Genomic DNA, 23,085 nt, shown 5'->3' on the forward strand with positions numbered 1-23,085 from the left:
TACAGCAGTACTGTCAGCTTCTTCTGGGCATTGAAAAAAAGATAAAACAGATATGAAAATATTAATTATAAATTCAGGAAGTTCCTCCATTAAATACCAATTAACCGTAATGCCATCCAACGAAGTAATTTGTTCGGGTATGATTGATCGAATTGGTTTGGAAACCTCTAATATTAGCTTTAAAACGGCAACGGTCTCGAGGGAGGAAATGTTGCCTATTCCCACACATAAAGTTGGATTGCAAAAAGTAGCTCAAATGCTTTTGGATCCGGAAAAAGGAGTTATTAAATCCACCTCAGAAATTACAGCCGTAGGGCATCGTGTCGTTCATGGAGGAAATGATTTCAGCGATACGGTCAAGATCGATGAAAAAGTAAAATTAAAAATTAAATCACTATTTGAACTAGCACCTTTACACAATCCAGCGAATTTAGAAGGTATCAATGTGGCTGAAGAGATCTTTAGCGGTGCGGAGCAAATTGCTGTTTTTGACACTGCCTTTCATCAAAGTATGCCAGAGGTAGCGTATAAGTATGCTATTCCTAATTACCTCTTAACAGAGAATAAAGTGCGTGTTTATGGCTTTCATGGTACCTCTCATAAATATGTTTCAGAAAAAGCTAGGGCTTTTTTAAGCGCTAAAGGAAAAATCATTACCATTCATTTAGGAAACGGCTGCAGTATGGCCGCCATTAAAGACGGAAAATGCATCGATACGACCATGGGGTTTTCACCAGCAAATGGTTTGATTATGGGAACTCGTGCAGGAGATATCGATCAATCGGTGGTTTTTTATATGGTGAAGAGTTTAGGGTATACGATAGACGAAGCAAACGCCATATTGTTAAAGCAAAGTGGAATGTTGGGACTTACAGGGTATAGTGATTTACGGGATATCGAAGGAGAAGCCGAAAAAGGAAATAAAGAATGTCAGTTGGCTTTGGTGATGAATGCCTATCGTATTAAAAAGTATATTGGTTCCTATGCCGCTGCTTTAAATGGGTTGGACGCGATTGTGTTTACCGCTGGAATAGGAGAAAACTCTTCTTATATACGAAATTTGGTTTGTACCGATATGGATTACTTTGGGATTGAATTGGATCAAGAAGCGAATCAGATTCGTTCTAAAGCCATTAGAGAAATTAACACGCCAAATTCCAAAACAAAAATTTTGGTCGTCCCAACGGACGAAGAATACGAAATTGCCCATCAGGTTTATCAGTTGCTTGAAAATTAAGAACTATATTTTGTACTAAAAGACTCCTCCATCGAGGAGTTTTTTTATGCTTTAGGATTAAATATTTGTCCTTATCTTTGGGTATAAAACCGACCATTTTGAAATCTATACTACCAAAACTACTTTTCTTCTTTTTCATAGCTTTTCAAATTCAAGCGCAAGAATTACTTCCATTCGTTGAAAATTATAATAAATCAAATTATCAAGGGGACAATCAAATTTGGAGTGTAGCCCAAGGAAAGGATAATGCGATGTATTTTGCCAATAATCATTATTTGTTGCGATACGATGGTGTGGTCTGGGAGAAATACACCCTGCCCAATAAAACCATTATTCGTTCGATTATGATTGAAGGGGATAAAATTTATTCGGGTTCCTATAAAGAATTTGGTTATTGGTATCGAAAAGGGGGTAAAATGCACTACGTTTCGATTACCAAAAAATTGCGTTTATTCGATGAAAGAGACAATGAAGAGATCTGGAAAATTTTCAGATTCAACGGTGCAATCTATTTTCAATCGTTTAACGATGTTTTTATTTACAATGGGAAACAGATTAAAAAAATTAAATTCCCCTTTCTAATTTCCTACTGTTTTGCCGTAGGTAAAAATCTTTATGTGGCATCGGTTGAAAAAGGAGTGTTTAAAATGGATGGCGAAAGAATCGCCAATCCAAAAGGCTGGGGAGCTTTACAAAAGTGTGTGGTTCATGCTATAGAGACCTATCAAAATAAAGAATACATTTTCACGCAAAAAAAAGGCATTTTCATAGTTGAAAAAGACGGTCTGAAAGCTTGGGACCATCCCTTAAATGAAATTTTGAAATCAGCAACCATTAATGTGGCGAAGTTCATCAAAAACAATAAGTTAGTGGTTGGGACGGGAAACCGAGGTGTTTTTATCTATGATTTTAAGGCCAATACCTACAAAAACATCGATCGTAATAATGTGTTGATGAACAATTCTATTTTGAATATTGGTTTGGATAAGGAAGATGATTTATGGCTTGGTTTAGACAATGGTATTGCCCATGTGGAAGTGAATTCCCCGATCTCTTTTTTCTATGACAATTCGGGAGTTTTGGGTTCTGTTTATTCCGTGGCCACGATAAAAGAGGGCTATCTGATTGCTTCCAACCATGGTGTTTTTGAATTTGATTCGGGTAAGTTTAAAATGCTGCCCAATACACAGGGTCAAGCCTGGAATATTACCAAAATTGGCAAGGAGTATATCATTGGACATAACGATGGAACCTTTTCTTATGATAATGGGGCTTTGGTTAAAATTAACGGTATTAGTGGCGGTTGGAATTTATCCAAAAGCAGCATCAACAATACTTATTTCCAATCGACCTATAGTGGTGTTTTAGTCTATGATGATGTTTCAAATTTAGCAAAGTATATAAAGATTCAGGATCTTTCCAAACCCATAAAATATGTAGCTCAGAATAAGAAAAATGAAATTTGGGCTGCAGACAATTATCGAGGATTGTATCGGGTTTTGTACAATGATGACTATACGACTAAAAAAGTAGAGAACATTACCCAACAAAGTAAAATAAAGAACGATTTTGGAATTAAAATCTTTGAATTCAGAAGCGATATTCTTTTTCTGATCAACAATTCGTGGTACACCTATAATTCAATTACCAATAAATTGGAAGCCAATGAATTGTTCAATACTAACTTTAAAAACATTAGCGATATAGTCGCCATTGATGAAGATCATTTTGTGGTGCTGCAGCATGGAGTATTGTACCATATCTATGCAGAGGGAAATAAATTTGTATGGAACATCATTCAAGAAAAATACTATAAGGGGAAATTGATCAACGATAATCTGCGAATTTTTAAAACGCAAGATCATTATTTATTGAATCTTGATGATGGCTTTATTTCTCTTCATCTGAAATACGAAAACAAACAAAATTCAAATATTAAAATAGAAGCCTATAATGATGAAAATTTAGTTCTCAATGAGTCAAAAATAAAATTCAATACCGAGCTAAAAATCAACGTGATATCTGGGATTTTTGGAGCCAGTAAGCCTAATTTATTTTATAGCCTAAATAAGGGTAAAGATTTTATTCCCATTACAGATGGACTAATTGTACTAAATAATTTGAGTAGTGGTCATCATAGCATTACTGTGTTTAAACATGATGGTGCTAACTATGAAAAGGTTTCTGATTTTGAGTTTAAAGTAGCTCAACCTTGGTATTTTTCATTCTGGATGATTTTGTTGTATTTGTTAATAGTAGGAGCAGTGTTGTTTTTCTATTATAAATGGAACAAATTTCGTTATGTGCAAAAATTAAAACTGCAGGCAGAAGAATTAAAACATCAGCGTGAAATTCTGGAAATGGAATTAAAGGCCGAGAATGAATTGAATGTTCAGGAATATGAGAAACATATTCTAGAACTTGAATTGCAAACCAAATCGTCCGAAGTAGCTGGGAAATCATTATCCATTGCCAAACAAAGCGAAATGATTGAAAACATTCAAAGAATCTTAGAGTCAGAAAAGGATTTCAATAAATTGAAAAGTGAAATTAAAAAGGCCATTAAGATCAATGAGGTGAACAAACACGAATGGGAAATTTTCGAGACTAACTTGAATCAAATTCACAATGAGTTTATTATTAACCTTTCTAAGAAATTTACAAGCTTGACTCCGAAGGATATTAAACTCTGCGTTTACCTAAAAATGAACTTGTCTTCTAAGGAAATTGCTCCGTTAATGAATATCTCTTTTAGGGGGGTAGAACTTCACCGTTATCGCCTAAGAAAGAAGCTGAACCTCTCTCAGGAGGAAAACCTCTCAAAATTTTTACTAAGTATATAATATTTTTACTTCTTTTTTATAGATATTCTATTTTTTTACCAGTTTCATTATGTAATTGCATTACATCATTACTACATCATAACGATATGTTAAATAAAAATAATTAACATTTAAATCGTTGTTTGTCATGGTTTTATGATGTGTTTTTAACATAATGATGTATCTATGTAGTAGTGGTATTTGATGTACTACAACGTTGTAATTGTTTAATTTGGCTCAACTAACTTAAACGATTATAAACTGTATGAAAAATTTTATTTTTAGCTTTTTAGCGCTTTTGCTACTTCCAGCTTATATGTCTGGACAAGCAATTAAAGGAAAAGTAGTAGACAGTAAAGGAATGGGAATTCCTGGAGCAATTGTGAGCGCTTCAGATTCTAGAACTACTGCTGATACTGATTTCGACGGGAACTTTGCAATTAACGCCAAAGAGGGTGAGATTTTAAAAATCTCTATGTTGGGTTTTGAGGCTGTTTCTGTGGCAGCCACTTCGGGTGCTATGACTATAACCTTAAAAGAAGCCGAGGATACAGTTCTAAAAGATGTTGTGGTAATTGGGTACGGTACCAGAAAGAAAGTTGATAATACTTCTGCAATTACTTCTATTAAAGCAGAAGAAATTACAAAAACAAAAGTATTAAACGCCTCTCAGGCTATTCAGGGTAAAGCTGCTGGTGTTCAGGTTATCTCATCTGATTTACCAGGAAGTACTCCTTCGGTAGTCATTAGAGGTTTAGGGACTGCACTAGGGGGTAGAAATCCCTTGTATATCGTTGACGGAATGCCTACTGAGAATATCAACAATATCAATACAAATGATATTACTTCGTATGAAATCTTAAAAGACGCCTCATCATTAGCAATTTACGGTACAAGGGCTGCAAATGGAGTTATCATTATTACCACTAAAAAAGGTAAAGGTGATAAAGTATCTGTAGAAATTGAAAGTTTTGCCGGTGTTAGAGAGCCTCTTAAAAAGATGAAAATGGCTAATAGTAGTCAATATGCTGCTTATTCTAACGCAGCGTTAGGAAAAAACACTTTTGCTGCAAATCAACCCTATAATACTGATTGGTTTGATGCAATTACAAGAACTGGATCTTATACACAAAACAATGTATCTGTTTCTGGAGCTTCAGAAAATATAAAGTACTTTTTTAGTGCTGGAAATTATGAAGAAAAAGCAATTTTGAATGGCTTAAATTATAGCCGTACTAGTTTTAGAAATAATAACGAATATAAAATTTCTAAAAAATTGACCTTAAACCAAAACTTTAGTTTTACGTCAGCTAATTCAGCTCCTAAACCATTAGGTGCCTTTACAAATGCCTACAAACAATCTCCATTAGTACCTGTTCGTTTTGCTGATGGACAATATGGCGTTTCTCGTGTAGATGGAAACGGTGTCGCTAATCAAATAGGTTCTTCTTTTAACAATGTTGGAAATCCTGTTGCTCAATTAGACTTTTATAATGAACAACAAAGAAGTATTACACTACAAGGTGGTTTAAAACTGGATTATGAAATTATTAAAGGATTGAAGTTTACTTCGCAATTTAACGGAGAATATTACTCTTGGAAACAATACAATTACGAGGATAAACAAGGAATCTGGATGGCAGCTAATCCAAATAAAACGGCTGCTGATTATGTAGATACTCATAAATCTGATCCTGTAAATTTATTAACAAGAGGTAGAGAACAATACTTTAATTGGAACTTATCGAACTACTTTACTTACAATAAAGTTTTTGGAACTATTCATGATCTTGAATTAACTGCTGGTATGGAGACTTCTGTAAAAGGGCCACGAGAAGCCTTAACCATTGCCAGAAAAAATGTAAGCCCAAATTCGAACTACTGGTCTTTGTATAATGCTAAAGATTCACATGGTGTAGAATATGTAGGTGACATAACTAGTTTATATGATGTAACTTATAACGAAAGTAAATTAGCCTCTTATTTTGGTCGTTTTCAATATAAATTGATGGACAGATACTTAATAACGGGTACTGTCAGACGTGATGGATCTTCAAATTTTGCCAAAGATTACCGTTGGGGAACTTTTCCTTCTTTTGGTATAGGTTGGATTATGACTAAAGAAAGTTTCTTGTCAGATATTAAGGGAGTTGATCTTATTAAATTAAGAGGTTCTTGGGGTAAATTAGGAAATCAAAATGTCCCATTAAACAGCCAGGCTTACGCTTCAGGACTAGATAGTTATTTAGGAGGTTCAATTTTGTATCCTGGTACTACAATAAACTCTCAAATTGATCCAAGCTTATCTTGGGAGATTACAGAAGAAGCTTCTGCGGGTGTTGATTTTGAATTTTTAAATAGCAGATTAAAAGGGTCATTTGATGTTTATGATAAAAACACTAGTAATGTAATTTTAAATACAAAACCGTATATGCCTTCAGGAATGACCATTGCCACTCCTGCACACGTTGGTGAAGTTTCCAATAAGGGTTACGAAATTGCTTTGCGTTGGGATGATAAAATTTCAGAAAACCTAAGCTACTGGGTTGGTGGGAATTTCTCTCACAATAAAAATGAGCTTTCTAGTTTAAAAGATTTTGATATTTCGCCTATCATAGGAGGGAATTTAGGAAATGGTCAAAACACTAAAATACTAGATAAAACTTCTGTTGGTCAGCCATTAGGTAGCTTTTATTTATATGAATATGCTGGCATTGATCCTGCAAATGGAAAAATGCTATACTATAATGAAGCGGGAGCAAAAGTAACTCAAGGGGCATTAGATGCTAATAAAGATCGAAAATACGCTGGTTCAATTTTGCCAAAAAGTAATTATGGTGTGACATTAGGAGTAAACTATAAAAACTTTGATTTATCTGTTGATGGATATGGTACTGGTGGAGCTAAGGTGTACAATGGTAAAAAAGCGCAGCGTTTTACAGGTGAAAATATTGAAGCATCATTAACAAATAATTATTGGACAGCTTCTAATACAACAGCCTCAAATCCTGCCCCATTTAATGAAGTACCAGTTGCTTCTACCTATTATTTAGAATCAGGTGATTTCTTCAGAATCAATAACATAACTTTTGGATATAAACTTCCAGTTTCAGGTACTTTTATTGAGTCTTGTAGATTATATGTAAATGCAATTAACCCATTTATTACTCAAAAATTCTCTGGTTTTTCTCCAGAATTAAACGGAAATGGTGATCCATACGGAACTCAAGGAATCGAGCTTGATGCTTATCCTACTTTAAGATCTTTCGTTATAGGTGCTAATTTAAAATTTTAATATTATGAAAAAGATATATATATCAATGTTTGCTCTGTCGGCATTGTTTTTTACGGGCTGCGCAGACGACTTTTTAGATGTTAATCCAACACAAGCTATCCCTACAACAGACGTTGAATTATACAATAGTGACAGTGGAGCAAAAACATTTGTTACGGCAATTTATAGCAAGTTCCTTGACTGGGATATGAGTTCATTTGGTTGGATTGGGTTAGCGAGTATTACTACTGATGACGCTGATAAAGGTTCATCACCAGGAGATACAGGAACGGATAAAGATGTTTTGGATGCTTTAACTTATAATTCATCTAATCCATCTGCTGAAAGTACTTTTATTGCTCAGTATGATGGTATAAACAGATGTAATCAAGCTTTAGAGATTATCCCTAAATTAGATAAAGTAGATGCTACTTTAAGAGAAAGATTAATGGGAGAGGCTAAGTTTTTAAGAGCTTTTATGTATTTTACTTTGGTAAAATGCTACGGTGGTGTTCCTATTGTAGATCGCTTACAAAGTCCTACTTCTGAAGAGGATAAAAAAATGTTACTTACTCGTAAACCTGTTGCTGAAGTTTATGCTTTTATTGAAAAAGATTTAGCAGAGGCAATTACCGTTTTACCAAGCAGAGCGGCTTATTCTGGAGATGAGAAAGCAAGAGTTTCGAAAGGTGCTGCTTATGCTTTGTTAGCTAAGGTTAGTTTGTATCAAAAGAAATGGCAACAAGTTGTAGACAATTGTAATTTAATTACAGGATATTCATTAAACCCTAGCTATGCTAAAATGTTTAGATTAGAGGGTGAAAATGATATGGAATCTATATTCGAAATTAACGGATATGGTACTGTGCCAGCAAGAGGAATTCAAGGGTATTCAAACACTCAAGGTGCTCGTGGTGCCGGAGGATGGGGATGGGGTTTCAATACACCATCACAAAGTTTATTAAATGCTTATGAGTCTGGAGATCTTAGAAAAAATGCTACTATTATTTTTAGAAACTCAACTTTATATGATGGTAGAGTTGTTCCTGAAACAGTAGAAAATCCAATGTATAACTTCAAAGCGTATTCTTCTTCATTTACGGATGGTTGGGAAACGGATGCTAACATTAAATACTTGAGATATGGTGAAGTAGTGTTGATGAAAGCTGAAGCACTAAACGAGTTGAACCAAACTTCTGAGGCAATTCCTTTATTAAATCAAATCAGGCAAAGAGCTGGATTAGGAGATACTCCTGCAACATCTCAAGGGGCAGTTAGAACTGCCATCTGGAAGGAGAGAAGAGTCGAATTAGCTTTTGAATTTGATAGATTCTTTGATTTAGTTCGAACAGGACAGGCCAAAGCTGCTTTTGCTGCTGATAAAAGTGAATTTTTCCCTAACGGAAGAACATTTACAGAAGGTAAAAATGAATTATTCCCAATTCCGGCATCATTCCTTTTACAAGCCAATGGTTTATCTGAACAAAACCCTGGATATTAATTTATAATTCTAAAATCACTTCCTTCAAAAAGAAGGAGGTGATTTTTTATTAATTTTTATTAATTTTTTTATAATGGTTAGAATTTCATTTATACTTCTATCATTTGCTTTTTTAAGTTGTGGCTCACATACAGGAGATACAAATAAAGAAAGTACAGTATCAGCTGCTTCAAAATTATCAGATGAGGAACTTTTAGCAACTGTTCAAAAACAGACCTTTAAATACTTTTGGGATTATGCTGAACCCAATTCAGGTTTAGCCAGAGAACGTTATCATCCAGATGGAATTTATCCTGAAAATGATGCTAACATTGTTACAACAGGAGGTTCCGGTTTTGGATTAATGGCAATCGTTTCAGGAATGTCTCAAGGATACATTACCAAAGAACAGGGAGTTGAAAGATTAAATAAAATTGCAGATTTTTTAGGCAAAGCAGATCGTTTTCATGGAGCATGGTCACATTGGATCGACGGAAATACAGGAAAGGTAAAACCTTTTGGAACCAAGGATAATGGTGGAGATTTAGTTGAAACTTCATTTTTGGTTGCAGGAATGATTACAGTTCGTGAATACCTAAAAGAGGGCTCTGGAAATGAAAAAGCGGTAGCTCAAAAATATGATGCACTTTGGAAAGGAGTTGATTGGCAGTGGTATACCAATAATAAAAATGTGTTGTATTGGCATTGGTCACCTTCTTATGACTGGCAAATGAATTTCCCTTTGGAAGGTTATAACGAATGTCTCATTACGTATATAATGGCTGCATCTTCACCAACACACAGCATTGACCCCAAAGTGTACCATGAAGGCTGGGCGAGAAGTGGTGGAATTGTTTCGACTAAAACAAAATACAATATTCCGTTACTGCTAAAACACAATGGAGCTGAGGAATTTGGTGGACCATTGTTTTGGGCACACTATTCTTATGTAGGACTTGATCCAAATCAATTAACAGATAAATATGCTAACTATTGGGATTTGAATGTAAATCAAGTTAAGATAGATTATGAGTATTGTATAGAAAACCCTAATAAATTTAGTGGTTATGGACCTGATTATTGGGGATTAACCGCGTCTTATTCTAGAAACCCTGATGGATCAATAGGATATAATGCGCACTTTCCAACTAATGATGTTGGTGTTATATCTCCAACTGGAGCAATAAGCTCAATTGTTTATACTCCAAAAGAATCAATGGCCGTGATCAGGAATTTATATGACAACTATAATAAAGAAACTTGGGGAGAAGCTGGTTTTTATGATGCAGTTAGTTTACAAAATAATTGGGTAGCAAAACGGTATTTGGCAATCGATCAGGGACCGGAAGTGGTGATGATTGAAAATTATCGCACTGGTTTATTGTGGAAATTGTTTATGAATGCTCCAGAAGTAAAACAAGGTTTAGTGAAACTTGGTTTCAAATCTGGGAAGTATGGAATTTAAGATGAAGGGCAAAATGGCAATACTAGTTTTTTTATTTTCTGTATGGGGTTTTGGACAGACTCAAACCACCGGAAAAATCAAAACGGTAGTGGTCACTAAATATGAGTTGGGTTATGTCTTACACAAACCAGCCAATAGCCAAGAGAAAAAAGCATTAATAGTTTTTATTTCGGGGGACGGTGAAAAAGGAACTGATCTTGAAAAAGTAAAAATTCATGGGCCTTTAAAATATCTTAAAACACATGAGTTAGATGCTTATGTTTTAGCACCACAATGTAAAGAAGATGAAAATTGGAATATCGAATCCATTTATGAATTGATTTTAAAAATTCAAAAAGAGAACCCTATAGATGCCAACCGAATATATGTGACAGGTTTGAGCTCAGGGGGGTGGGCGGCATGGAATTTAGCCCTTAGCCATCCTGACACCTTTGCGGCCATAGTGCCTATTGCAGGTTTTGTTGATTTGATACCGTTAGAAAGCAGCTGCAAGATTGCGAAGATTCCAACGAGAATCTTTCACGGATTATTAGATGATGTGGTTAAAGTGGATTACGCGATAAGCATTTACAAGGCATTACAAAAATGCGATGCCCATAATGCTGAATTGACCATTTTTGATGATGCAGGCCACGATAGTTGGTCAAGAGTATATGACAACCAAGAAATTTACCACTGGATGTTGAAACAGACAAAAAAGAATACGAACAAATAAAATTTTTAGAATGAAAAACAAATTAGTCTTACTTTTTTTAGGATGTGCTGTTTTGGGTTATGCTCAAAAAAAGAACACTAAGAATACGGTAAAAATTAAGCCGAAATCAGAATTCGTATCCGAATTAATGGCTAAAATGACATTGGATGAGAAATTAGGTCAGCTAAATTTACCCACTTCAGGGGATATCACCACAGGGCAAGCCAACAGCTCTGATGTGGCTAAAAAAATTGCTGAGGGTAAAGTAGGAGGCTTATTTAATATTAAATCTGTTCAAAAAATTAGAGAGGTACAACGAATTGCTGTAGAGGAAAGTCGATTGAAAATCCCATTGATTTTTGGTATGGATGTGATTCATGGTTATGAAACCACCTTTCCAATTCCCTTAGGATTGTCGTGTACTTGGGATATGGGTTTAATTGAAAGAAGTGCTCAAATTGCCGCGCAAGAAGCCAGTGCTGACGGTATCAATTGGACATTCTCTCCTATGGTGGATATTTCACGCGATCCACGTTGGGGAAGAGTTTCGGAAGGCTCAGGTGAAGATCCGTATTTAGGAAGCCAAATAGCCAAAGCGATGGTCAATGGGTATCAGCAACACGATCTTTCCAAGAATAATTCCATTATGGCCTGTGTCAAACATTTTGCTTTATACGGTGCTCCTGAAGGAGGACGTGACTACAATACAGTAGACATGAGTCATATCAGAATGTTCAATGATTATTTCCCTCCTTACAAAGCAGCTGTTGAGGCTGGAGTAGGTTCAGTGATGGCCTCTTTTAATGAAGTGGATGGTATCCCTGCCACTGGAAATAAATGGTTGATGACAGATGTCTTAAGAAAACAATGGGGTTTTAAAGGTTTCGTTGTGACGGACTTTACTGGAATCCCAGAGATGATCGAGCACGGAATGGGGGATTTACAAGCGGTTTCTGCTTTATCACTTAACGCTGGTGTTGAAATGGATATGGTGGGAGAAGGTTTCTTGACTACTTTGAAAAAATCATTGGACGAGAAAAAAGTCACTATGGCCACTATTGATAACGCGGTTAAACTTATTTTAGAAGCCAAATACGATTTAGGTTTGTTCCATGATCCTTATAAATATTGTGACGAAAAAAGAGCTAAAACGGAAATCTTTACTGCAAATAGCCGAAAAGAAGCAAGATCTATTTCAGCACAATCTTTGGTTTTGCTAAAAAATCAAAATCAGTTATTGCCTCTTAAAAAATCGGGAACTATTGCCCTTATAGGGCCCTTGGCAGATGCTAAGGAAAATATGCCAGGAACTTGGAGTGTAGCCACTAGAATGGAAACTGCCATTTCGTTATTAAAAGGGATTAAAGAAGTAGGGGGGGCATCGACAAAAGTATTGTATGCAAAAGGAAGTAACTTAGATTATGATGAAACCTTCGAGACCAACGCCACCATGTTTGGAAAAACATTACATCGTGATGCTCGTTCTAAAGAAGAACTTTTGGCGGAAGCTTTACAAGTAGCCAATCAAGCTGATGTCATTGTAGCCGCTCTTGGAGAATCTGCTGAAATGAGCGGAGAATCAAGCAGCCGTACCAATTTAGAAATTCCACAAGCGCAAAAAGATTTATTAAACGCTTTATTAAAAACGGGTAAACCAGTGGTATTGGTTTTATTTGATGGTCGACCTTTAGTGATCAAGGAAGAAAACGACACCGTTCCCGCCATTTTGAATGTGTGGTTTGCAGGTAGTGAAGCCGGTTATGCTATTGCAGATGTTTTGTTTGGAGAGGTGAACCCTTCTGGAAAATTGACCTCCACTTTTCCAAGAAGCGTTGGACAATTGCCTATTTATTACGCGCAGAAAAATACAGGAAGGCCCCTAGTGAATAAAGAAGGGAAATTCGAGAAATTCAGATCAAATTATATTGATGAGAGAAACGAACCTTTATTTCCATTTGGGTTTGGATTAAGCTATACCACTTTTGAGTATTCAAATTTGAAAATTTCGTCTGATAAAATAGATGTAAATGGCAAACTAAAAGTGAGTGTGGACCTTAAAAACACAGGTAACTATGATGGGAAAGAAACGGTTCAATTGTACATCAGAGATTTAGTGGGGTCAGTAACAAGACCAGTTAGAGAACTGAAAAATTTCCAAAAGATAGCCCTTAAAAAGGGAGAAAAGCAAACGGTGACTTTTGAGATTACTGTTGAAGATTTAAAATTCTATAATTCTGATTTGCAATTTGTTGCAGAACCAGGACAGTTTGATGTTTTCGTGGGTGGAAATTCAAATGCCGATCATAAAGTTAGTTTTGAATTAACGAAATAATTCGGTTAGTTAGTATTGCTCGGCCCTTCGTATGAAATTAACGAAGGGCTTTTTTTAGTCTTTAGAAAAAGGATGCGTATTAGAGTTTGGAACTCAATTTTTGGAGTAAGTAATTTATAAATAAAGGATAATTTTTAATTTCTAGAATATGAATACTAATAAAAGATATCAAGTATTCCTTTTGCTAATAGTAGTTGTTTTATCTTCTTGTCAGGCTACAAAGAATGGTATTGTGGCGCACCGTGGCGCATGGAAAAAAAAGGGCTTACCGGAAAATTCGATTGCTGCTCTTCGACATGCTATTGATTTAAAATTGGCAGGATCAGAATTTGACGTTTGGAGAACATTAGATGATACTCTTGTAATCAATCACGATGCACATTATAATAAACTTCTCATAGAAGAAACCAATTATGCGGACTTAATAAAATTTAAACTTTCAAACGCAGAGAAGTTGCCCACTTTATACGAATATATTACAGCGGGTAAAAGAAATAATAAACACACACTTTTAGTCTGTGAGATCAAACCTTCGGTTATTAGTCAAGAAAGAGGTAGAGAGACTGCTTTAAAAGTCGTTGAAACGATCAAGAAGCTTAAGGCGGAAAAAAGAACTTCTTATATCAGTTTTGATTATGAAATTCTAAAGCAGATAAGAGCAGTAGATACGAAAACTTCTTTGCAATATCTCGAAGGCAATAAATCGCCAAAAGAAGTAAAATTAGATCATATTTCAGGAGTTGATTTTCACTACTCCGTTTTTCAAAAACATCCCGAGTGGATAAAAGAAGCAAAAGAGCATAACATTATTCTAAATGTCTGGACAGTTAATGATGCTGATGTGATGGATTGGATGATTGAAAATGAATTTAATTATATCACCACCAATGAACCTGAATTATTAAATCAAAGAATAAAAAGCAAGAAGTAAAAATGAGAAAATCGTATGTCATTCCGTTTTTGTTGTTTCTAATGGGATTCCAAAGCCCTATAGGGGCACAAAAGAGTATCATATCAGGAAAAACGGCTTGGTTTGATCCAAACAAGCCAGTAACTACTTACTGTAATCCAGTCAATATTGGCTACAATTACACCACAGAGAATCACAATGGAATTCCAGAATCACGTCGTTCGAGTGCAGATCCTGTGATTATCACCTACAAAGGGGACTATTATTTATTTGCCACGAATCAAGCAGGATTCTTTTGGAGTAAAGATCTCTCCAATTGGGAATTTGTCTACGGTAGTTTTCAACGACGTCCAGCAGATGATGACCAATGTGCGCCAGCTGCTTGGGTGGTCAACGATACGCTGTTTTATGTAGGGTCCACTTGGAAAAAGGATCGTCCAATTTGGAAAACCGCCGACCCTAAAGCAGGTCGATGGATACGGCATGTCGATACGGCTATGTTGCCTACTTGGGACCCTGCAATTTTTCAAGATGACGATAAAAAAGTGTATATGTACTACGGTTCAAGTGGGAAATTACCCTTAGTAGGTACCGAAGTAGACTATAAAACCTGGTTGCCTGTAGGGGATCAGGCGGATTATGCCCAATTGTATACCGCTACGGAAGTGGAGGATATTCAACGTCCCTATGGACAGATCAAAGAGGTGGTAGGTTTAGATCCCAGCGCTCATGGTTGGGAGCGTTTTGGCCCGAATAATGATATGGAACCCGCGCCTTGGGGTAATTTCATAGAAGGAGCTTGGATGACCAAACACAACGGAAAGTATTATATGCAATATGGAGCACCAGCCACTGAATTTAAAGGGTATGCCAATGGGGTTCACGTAGGGGATCATCCCTTAGGCCCATTTGTTTATCAAAAGCATAATCCGATGTCTTATAAGCCTGGAGGTTTTGTCATTGGAGCAGGGCATGGCAATACTTTTTCGGACAATTACGGCAATTATTGGAATACAGGAACCTGCAAAATTTCGATAAAAGATCGTTTCGAGCGCCGCATCGATATGTTTCCGGCGGGATTTGACAAAGATGATGTCATGTATTCGATTACGGCTTATGGTGATTTTCCAATACTACTTTCAACAGGGCAACGTGATCAAACCAAAGGGGCTTCTTCAGGTTGGATGTTACTTTCGTATAAAAAGCCCGTGACGGTTTCTTCTCTTGAAGATTGTAGGGAAGTACAGACCCATAGAGTGGATACGGGAGGAAAAAAAGTGTTCGAAAAATTTTGTTATGATGGCGCCAACTTAACCGATGAAGATATTCAAACCTATTGGTCAGCCAAAACCAGTAATCCAGGGGAATGGTTGCAATTGGATTTAGGGAGAAAAATGGAGATCAAGGCCTTACAAATTAATTATGCTGATCATAAAGCGACCCAATACAATAAAGCCATGGATATCTATTATCAATATAAAATCTATATGTCTGATGATGCGGTAAATTGGACCCTAGTGATCGATAAATCTAAAAATGATAAAGATGTTCCTCACGATTATGTGGAGTTAACAAAATCGATTAAAGCGCGTTACATCAAGATGGAAAACATTCACAATGCCTCAGGGCTGTTTGCAGTTTCCGATTTTAGAGTTTTTGGAGATGGCTTGTTAGAAAAGCCAAAAGCAGTTTCGGGCTTTAAAGTGAAAAGAGTGCAATCAGATTCTCGAAACGCTATGATTTCTTGGAAAAAGCAAGCCGATGCAGTGGGCTATCATATTTATTATGGAATCAGTCCTGATAAATTATACAATAGTATTCAGGTATATGGAACCAACAGCTATGACTTTAGAGGTTTGGATAAAGGCACCCAATATTATTTCACCATTGAGGCTTTTAATGAAAATGGCATTAGTCCTAAAAACAAAAGTGTAGTGGTCAAATAAGAAAGGCAGTGCTGTCTTTCTTCAAAGCAAAAAACAATCCGTATTCTAATAAAAAAGGGATAGCTTCTGCGAGTTACTTAAAACTTTGTTTAGCATTATATAACCTACAGGGATCAAATTAAAATGATCTTTTGTAGGTTTTATTTTTTCGAAAAGCCCTAACAAAAGGGGAGGTGATTCTAAATAATTTCGTTCCTTTGTTTGACTTTGTTAGAACTTTAGTTTGTTCAACGATTAATTAAACCCAAAATGCTCGTAACCCTATGAAAAAAACATTTCTTTTAACTGTTTTACTTGTAAACGGATTGACCTCTTTTGCGCAGTCAAATGATGAAAAAAACATTAAATTATTCTATAAAAAAGCATTAACCGAGGCTAAATGTTATACCTGGTTAGAATATTTGTCTAACGATATTGGACCTCGTTTGTCTGGTTCTGCAAATGCGGAGAAAGCAATTGCCTATACCAAATCTCAGTTAGAAACTTTAGGACTTGACAAAGTATATTTACAAGAGGTGATGGTGCCAAAGTGGGTACGTGGAGAAAAAGAAACGGCTTATATTTTAGATAATAAAGTAAAAACGCAGGTGCCTATTTGTGCTTTAGGGGGATCGGTAGCGACTTCAAAAGCAGGATTAACAGCAGAAATTATTGAAGTGCAAGGGATTAATGAATTGGCTGCCTTAGGAGCAAAAGTAAAAGGCAAAATTGTGTTTTACAACCGTCCAATGAATCCTGAAAATATTGAAACCTTTACTTCCTACGGTGCTTGTGTAGATCAAAGATATGCAGGTGCTCAAGAGGCGGCAAAATTAGGAGCAGTAGGAACAATTGTTCGTTCAGTGAACCTGCGTTTGGATGATTTTCCACATACAGGAGCTCAAAGTTATGGTAATTTAAAACCAGAAGAGTATATTCCAACAGCTGCCATTAGTACAAATGGTGCGGAATTATTGAGTAAATCTTTGAAAGCCAACCCAACATTGAAGTTCTATTTCAAACAATCTTGTGAAACATTCGCGGATGTATTGTCTTATAACGTGATTGGAGAGATAACAGGAACGGAAACGCCAAATAATATTATGGTGGTTGGTGGTCATTTAGATTCTTGGGACTTGGCCGACGGTTCTCATGATGATGGTGCTGGAGTAGTACAGAGTATGGAAGTAGTTCGCATTCTTAAGAACTTAAACTACAAACCTAAAAATACCATTCGTGTTGTTCTTTTTATGAACGAGGAGAATGGAGGAAGAGGTGGAGCGAAATATGAAGAAGTTTCTAAACAAAAGAAAGAGAATCATATTTTTGCTTTAGAGAGTGATTCAGGAGGATTTAGTCCGAGAGGTTTCTCTATTGATGCGGATGATGCGAACTATAAAAAAATAGCGGGATTTAAGGATCTTTTTGAGCCTTATTTAGTGCATAGTTTTACTATTGGGCATGCTGGCTCAGATATTGGTCATTTGACTTCTAAAGCGATCGTTAAGGCGGGTTTAAAGCCAGATTCTCAACGTTATTTTGATTACCATCATGCAGCAAACGATAAATTTGATGCAATCAACAAAAGAGAGTTAGAACTTGGAGCTGCTACCATGACCACTTTGATGTATTTAATGGATCAAAACGGCATTACGCTTCCAACGGCAAATTAATTCTAGGAAAATAAGATATTGCAAAAGCTATGAGTTTAACTCATAGCTTTTTTTTTAGCTATTCCTTGTCTAAACTTGGATATTAGGGCTTTAAATCGCTTAAAATTAGCTTTAATAGGTATCTATTATAGTGGTTAATAAAGGAGATTTCACTAAGTCCGAAGGAGCTACTACTTTTTCATCAAAGGGAATTTTGTTCCCATATCGTTCTTGGAGTATTTTTTGAACCCTTTGATCCGTTAATTTAAAATCTTTCAATGGGTGCAATGTGGTCAATTCGATCTGGGCGCCATTTTTATAAATTTTCCAAATCAATTCCGAACAATATAATCGGGTATCGGTCCATTCAAAATAGGGGTCGTAGGGTTTGCCCATAAATTGTTGGCTATAGTCTTTCATTTTTTGCAGCGTAGTTGAGGTTAATTTGCTAGCCGCATTTTTTAATCTTAGCACTACAAACTTTTGATCTTTTCCCTGCTGGATCCAATGGGCAATTGGTGTCAGCTTTACAGGTTGGGCCGCTTCAAAGACAAACAAATCTCCGTTTATTTTATAAAGGATTCCACAATGTGAAAATTTTGAATTAGTCGCCAAACTCACCGCCTGAGACTGGCTGGATTGCGAGGTTTGAAAAATAAGGTCAGCATCTTGAATTTTATCTAGTAAAGTAGTGGCTGCTTTTGTTTTGGTTTGTGAAAAGGGATTAATTGGAAAAACTTGTAAGGCCACATACAAAGCGCAGCCAAAGCTTAGTAAAAAGGTAAGGCCTATGAAGATGTTTTTTGATTTTTTCATGTGTACAGGATAAGAATTGTGATTTGATGATCCATTCTTTGATGATCAGTCAAGCAAATTAAGGGCAAAAAAAAATAGTTACCAAAATGATAACTATTTTTTAGATTGTTTTTTATAAACGATTAGAGTCTGAAAATTCCTCCTACAGCAATAATTCTTTGTAAAAAGAAAAAGTCTTGTGAGGCTTTGTCTTCGCTGCTTTTTGTTGTTCTAATGTCTTGCATGTTGATATAACCTGTTTTCAATTCTCCTTGCACATAAAAGTACTTGAAGAAAGTAAAGTTAATACCCGCTTTTGCAGATAAACCATAACCAGAAATATGAAAATCATCATGACGTTCTTTTCCTAAAAGTGTAGTGTTTGTTTTAGGGTATAAAACGCCAATTCCCAAACCTTCAGTTAAATTAACCTGAAATTTATCGGTATTAGGCAAACCTAAGAATTTTGAAATATCATCATGTCTTGAAACCTCAGTATTGATGTAGTTCAAACCATCTGTATGTTCGTACATTAAAAATGCAGTACCACTTCCTGGATTACCACCTTCCTGGGCACCCCCTTGAGACATATCTACAGGTGTATTATTATAGAGTCCGTTGTAGATAGATCCAGCTTGATCAGCAGGTAAGTTTATATCTCCTGTTACATTTGCTATTTGATTCTGTGACATCACATATTTCATGTGGTCCCATCCAACAGAAACGCTGTAGTGATCGCTAATGAAATAACCCATTCTGAAATTGGTTTGTGGAATGGTCATGTTTGCTGGGTTGATGTAATCCACATGCCAACCTTTAGGTTTATCATGAGCTTTCATATCGGCAACGGTAAAGTTGTAATCTTTCCCTCTGAAATTAACATCAGATTTACTGTAACTTTCTCTGTTTCCTCCCCAGGAAACGAAAAATTTCCCTTTATTGTGTGCGGTGTACTTTTGTACTGCTATTTCTTCTTGGGCAAAGGTGTTCATAGAAAAACACACGAAGAAGAAAAATAAAATTTTTGTTTTCAATGAAGTAAATATTAGAAATTTAAAATGCGTTAACGGTTTGTCTGATAGCAACCAATTTGGTCATTAGATCTTCAAAATAATCTAAATGCAACATATTAGCACCGTCACTTTTCGCATTTGCAGGATCAAAATGTGTTTCGATAAAGATACCATCAACACCTACAGCAATACCCGCTTTGGCTACTGTCTCGATCATATCAGGTCTACCACCAGTAACTCCAGCTGTCTGGTTAGGTTGTTGCAACGAGTGCGTTACATCCAAAACCGTAGAAGCATATTGTTGCATAGTAGGAATTCCTCTAAAGTCAACAATCATGTCTTGGTAACCAAACATAGTACCACGGTCGGTAACCATTACGTTTTGATTCTGGCAATCTAATACTTTTTGTACCGCGTGTTTCATGCTTTCTGGACTCATGAATTGTCCTTTTTTCAAGTTCACCACTTTTCCAGTGTTAGCCGCAGCTACAACTAGATCAGTTTGACGTACTAAGAAAGCAGGTATTTGTAAAACATCTACGTACTGTGCCGCCATATCAGCATCTTCATTGGTATGAATATCTGTTACGGTAGGAACATGAAAAGTTTCAGAAACTTTTCTTAAAATTTTTAAGGCTTTTTCGTCACCTATTCCAGAGAAACTATCAATTCTAGAACGGTTGGCTTTTTTAAAGGATCCTTTAAATACATAAGGGATCTGAAGTTTGTCGGTAATACCAACTAATTTTTCAGCAATTCTAAGAGCCATTTCTTCTCCTTCAATAGCGCAAGGTCCCGCCAGTAAAAAGAAATTACCACTATCAGTATGCTTAATTTGTGGAATATGTTGTATGTTCATAATATGATTTTTTGACAGTGCAAAGGTAGTTATGATTTATGAATAGCAGATGAAGATTTATGTTTTTTTTAAGAAGCTAATCCTGTAGTTTTTTCAATCTTTTGCATCGAACCTCGGCACAAAAGGATTTTCTCTCCCATGAGGGCTAGGGCTTTAGAAGAATTACAAGTTTTTAATAAATTTAGACGATCAAAGTTCTAAGATTGTATTTTTAAATTAAATTCTGATTCCAAAATATTTTCCAATTGATTTTCTTCAAACGAAACAATTTCAGATGTACCGTTTGTTACAGATTTTATGGAATTTTTAAATAATATTTTCTTTCCCAACGGATTTTGCAAAACCACAATTAAGTTTTGGGTAAAAAAGGAATCTGGATGCGAGTAATTGTAATGATTGGCGGGTTTAAAATCGATCCATCTTTGGGGTGTCAAGTCAAATGAATAAAGGTTAGACCATTCTTTTCCAATTAATATTTGCAGTAAATAGTCATTGTCTGCTGTTTTGACCAAAGTAAAAATGTCAGAATCGTGCTGAGTCTCAGTTCCAATTTCACTCAGTTTTAAAGGTTCTCTAATACTGTTTCCACCAAATCCGAGATCAATCAGATATTCTTCATTTTCTATAGTGGCAATGATACCCAAATGAGTTTTAGGGTTTTGTCCGGGATTAACCAAAGGGCGCGCCGCAACATAATAATGCGGAACACCAATTTGCTGCAAAGCCAATGAAAACAAACCATTTATCTGATAACAATATCCGCCTCGATTTAGATTCACAATTTGATTTACAATATCATCACCCTTAAGGGATATTACTTTTCCAGCCTGAACATCAATATTTTCAAAAGGAACACTGAATAATTGGCTACGCATGAGTTTTGTAATGCCTCCAATATTCAATTCAATTTCACCTGAAAATTTGATTCTGTCTAAGTATTGCTGTAAATTGAAACTTGGTGCTTCAATTTTATATTGATTTTTTGATTGTTCCATTTTAGTTTTTTTGCCTATTGAGAAATGTTTCTAGTAGAATCAAAATTAAAGCATTTATTTAAGTAGAAGGTAGAGTTTAACTTATTTTTTGGGGATTTCCAGAGTAATATATCGTACCAAATTAACAGTAACAACACCTAAAAAGTAAGACATTCAATTAAAGAAACGGTAATCATTTTCAATTGCTTTTCTTTTTAAAAGAGATATAATTAGACTGTGCAAAATAGTAGTATTCCAGTGGTTTAAATAACGATAACCACGATTTACCTTCATGGCATCGTCTTTGAAATAAATCGTATTATTACAAGGCCTGCAACTATTTTTTTTTGATTATTTTATTACTCCTTCTTCAAGCTCAATCCCATCGGAACCATCAAGACTCCTTTTTCGTAAATATTCAAATAGAGTTTTAGAGGTTTTTTTTGACCCTCCCATCGTAATTCATACACATTCAAAAATCCAGCTCCCATATCACTTCGTTTAGTAGGGAAAGGGCAGCAAGTTTCTAGACGAGTATAGGTGATTTTTTCTCCATTTGGCCCTGCTAAGGCATTTAGAAAACGTGTTTCGTTTAGGGCTTCATCTCGGGTATTTCGAAAAAAAATATTAACCGGATAATCGGGGTGGTAACCGTATTTTTTATCCTTACTAAAAAGGCTAATTAAAAAGGTGTTGTTTTTGTTTAAAACTAAATCGGGCGCATTGTCATCCACATTTTTCAAAGTTGATTTGGAACTAATGCAAGAGCTTACAGTAAGTAATAAAACGATAAAAAGGACTATTTTTTTCATATTCTAAGATTGTTGGTCATACAAATGTAAAAGGTAAAATACTTTTGAGCACGAATTTCAGCCCTTTTTTCTCCTGTGTAAGAAGTCAAAAAATCAGCCAAAAGCTTTGAGTTAAAAAGCAATCCTCTTGAATCTGTTTTGACCGCACGATATTTAGGGTGTTATTCGACTTTTTTGAGATTCAGCTTAAGTATACCCACTACAATCAGATATTGTGCCACAAGATAGGTTAGCATAATTAAAAAAGAACTTCTTTCAATTGGCTCGTAAAATTTATTAATAGCCAGTAAGCTGTCTGAAACAACAAAAGAGATAGCACCAACAAAAACATATTTATTTCCAGGTTTTTCCCAGGACAAATAACCATTAAAAGCCAATAAGAGCATCATCGAGATGACCGTGGCATAGACTATTACGGGAATCTTTAAATCTCCTAAACTAGGGATTAAAAGAGCGAGCATTCCGATTAAATAGCAAGCAATAATTAGGCTTCCCAGAGCGAAAAAAGCACTGTTTTTCTTTTTCTTAGTTTTGGACTGTTTGTTGAATAAGGTACTGTAAATCAGGTGTGAGATTAAAAAGGAAACCAATCCCAAAATAAAATAGATTTCAGCAATATCAGCAAAAAGTAAAATAACGTCACCTATCCATGAAAAAAGCAAGGCCGCTAAAAGAGTGTTTTTTAAGGGGAACTTTTCATGGAAATAAACGGCAAATCCCAATAAAGGAATCAGCATGGGTTTTAGAAATAAATCTAAATTTTGTTGTCCAGCTAGTAAAACAAGCAGGTATAAAAGGCTAAATCCAATATAGATTTTTAAGAATAAAGTGTTTTTCATAT

The 23,085-nt window shown here is 35.6% G+C and carries 16 protein-coding genes; 10 read left to right on the forward strand and 6 right to left on the reverse strand.

All coding sequences use genetic code 11. The features are described from left to right. Positions 1-52 precede the first annotated feature (52 nt). The 10 genes from AC51AA_RS00995 (at position 53) to AC51AA_RS01040 (ending at position 17,812) form a co-directional block, all read left to right on the forward strand. Positions 53-1,237, forward strand: a complete 1,185-nt coding sequence (locus AC51AA_RS00995) for an acetate/propionate family kinase (RefSeq protein ID WP_500703882.1) — start codon at positions 53-55, stop codon at positions 1,235-1,237. 98 nt (positions 1,238-1,335) lie between these two features. Then, complete coding sequence (locus tag AC51AA_RS01000) at positions 1,336-4,080, forward strand: helix-turn-helix and ligand-binding sensor domain-containing protein (RefSeq protein ID WP_500703883.1); 2,745 nt, start codon at positions 1,336-1,338, stop codon at positions 4,078-4,080. Between the two features lie 244 nt (positions 4,081-4,324). Further along, the gene (locus AC51AA_RS01005; protein ID WP_500703884.1) at positions 4,325-7,354 is read left to right on the forward strand and encodes a SusC/RagA family TonB-linked outer membrane protein; all 3,030 of its coding nucleotides are present in this window, start codon (positions 4,325-4,327) and stop codon (positions 7,352-7,354) included. Between the two features lie 4 nt (positions 7,355-7,358). Further along, entirely contained in the window at positions 7,359-8,834 is a 1,476-nt protein-coding gene (locus AC51AA_RS01010) for a RagB/SusD family nutrient uptake outer membrane protein (protein WP_500703885.1), read from the forward strand. Positions 8,835-8,907: 73 nt separating this feature from the next. Beyond that, the gene (locus AC51AA_RS01015; RefSeq protein ID WP_500703886.1) at positions 8,908-10,278 is read left to right on the forward strand and encodes a glucoamylase family protein; all 1,371 of its coding nucleotides are present in this window, start codon (positions 8,908-8,910) and stop codon (positions 10,276-10,278) included. Positions 10,279-10,291: 13 nt separating this feature from the next. Then, positions 10,292-10,993, forward strand: a complete 702-nt coding sequence (locus tag AC51AA_RS01020) for a carboxylesterase family protein (RefSeq protein ID WP_500703887.1) — start codon at positions 10,292-10,294, stop codon at positions 10,991-10,993. Positions 10,994-11,003: 10 nt separating this feature from the next. After that, entirely contained in the window at positions 11,004-13,304 is a 2,301-nt protein-coding gene (bglX, locus tag AC51AA_RS01025; RefSeq protein ID WP_500703888.1) for a beta-glucosidase BglX, read from the forward strand. A gap of 148 nt (positions 13,305-13,452) precedes the next feature. Beyond that, a complete protein-coding gene (locus tag AC51AA_RS01030; RefSeq protein ID WP_500703889.1) occupies positions 13,453-14,235 on the forward strand; it encodes a glycerophosphodiester phosphodiesterase family protein in 783 nt (260 codons plus the stop codon). A 2-nt stretch (positions 14,236-14,237) separates the two neighbouring features. Continuing rightward, complete coding sequence (locus tag AC51AA_RS01035) at positions 14,238-16,160, forward strand: family 43 glycosylhydrolase (protein WP_500703890.1); 1,923 nt, start codon at positions 14,238-14,240, stop codon at positions 16,158-16,160. A 263-nt stretch (positions 16,161-16,423) separates the two neighbouring features. Then, positions 16,424-17,812 (forward strand): M20/M25/M40 family metallo-hydrolase, encoded by a 1,389-nt coding sequence (locus tag AC51AA_RS01040; RefSeq protein WP_500703891.1) that lies wholly within the window; start codon positions 16,424-16,426, stop codon positions 17,810-17,812. A gap of 111 nt (positions 17,813-17,923) precedes the next feature. On the opposite strand, the gene AC51AA_RS01045 is transcribed toward AC51AA_RS01040, so the two are convergent. From AC51AA_RS01045 to AC51AA_RS01070, 6 genes are all read right to left on the reverse strand, one after another. Continuing rightward, positions 17,924-18,607: a YiiX family permuted papain-like enzyme gene (locus AC51AA_RS01045; RefSeq protein ID WP_500703892.1), complete on the reverse strand. Its 684-nt coding sequence runs from the start codon at positions 18,605-18,607 to the stop codon at positions 17,924-17,926. 122 nt (positions 18,608-18,729) lie between these two features. Continuing rightward, complete coding sequence (locus AC51AA_RS01050) at positions 18,730-19,620, reverse strand: hypothetical protein (RefSeq protein ID WP_500703893.1); 891 nt, start codon at positions 19,618-19,620, stop codon at positions 18,730-18,732. A 19-nt stretch (positions 19,621-19,639) separates the two neighbouring features. Continuing rightward, positions 19,640-20,458 carry a 3-deoxy-8-phosphooctulonate synthase gene (gene kdsA / locus AC51AA_RS01055; RefSeq protein WP_500703894.1) on the reverse strand — a complete coding sequence of 273 codons (819 nt, stop codon included), beginning with the start codon at positions 20,456-20,458 and terminating at the stop codon, positions 19,640-19,642. A 197-nt stretch (positions 20,459-20,655) separates the two neighbouring features. After that, positions 20,656-21,453, reverse strand: coding sequence for an arylamine N-acetyltransferase family protein (locus tag AC51AA_RS01060; protein ID WP_500703895.1), 798 nt, complete (start codon positions 21,451-21,453; stop codon positions 20,656-20,658). Positions 21,454-21,791: 338 nt separating this feature from the next. Further along, on the reverse strand, positions 21,792-22,244 hold the full coding sequence (locus AC51AA_RS01065; protein WP_500703896.1) for a 2-dehydro-3-deoxyphosphooctonate aldolase: 453 nt from the start codon (positions 22,242-22,244) through the stop codon (positions 21,792-21,794). A 161-nt stretch (positions 22,245-22,405) separates the two neighbouring features. Next, positions 22,406-23,083 (reverse strand): lysoplasmalogenase, encoded by a 678-nt coding sequence (locus AC51AA_RS01070; RefSeq protein ID WP_500703897.1) that lies wholly within the window; start codon positions 23,081-23,083, stop codon positions 22,406-22,408. Positions 23,084-23,085: the final 2 nt, after the last annotated feature.

Source organism: Flavobacterium sp. OHVDL-2026-0007 (assembly GCF_059882335.1).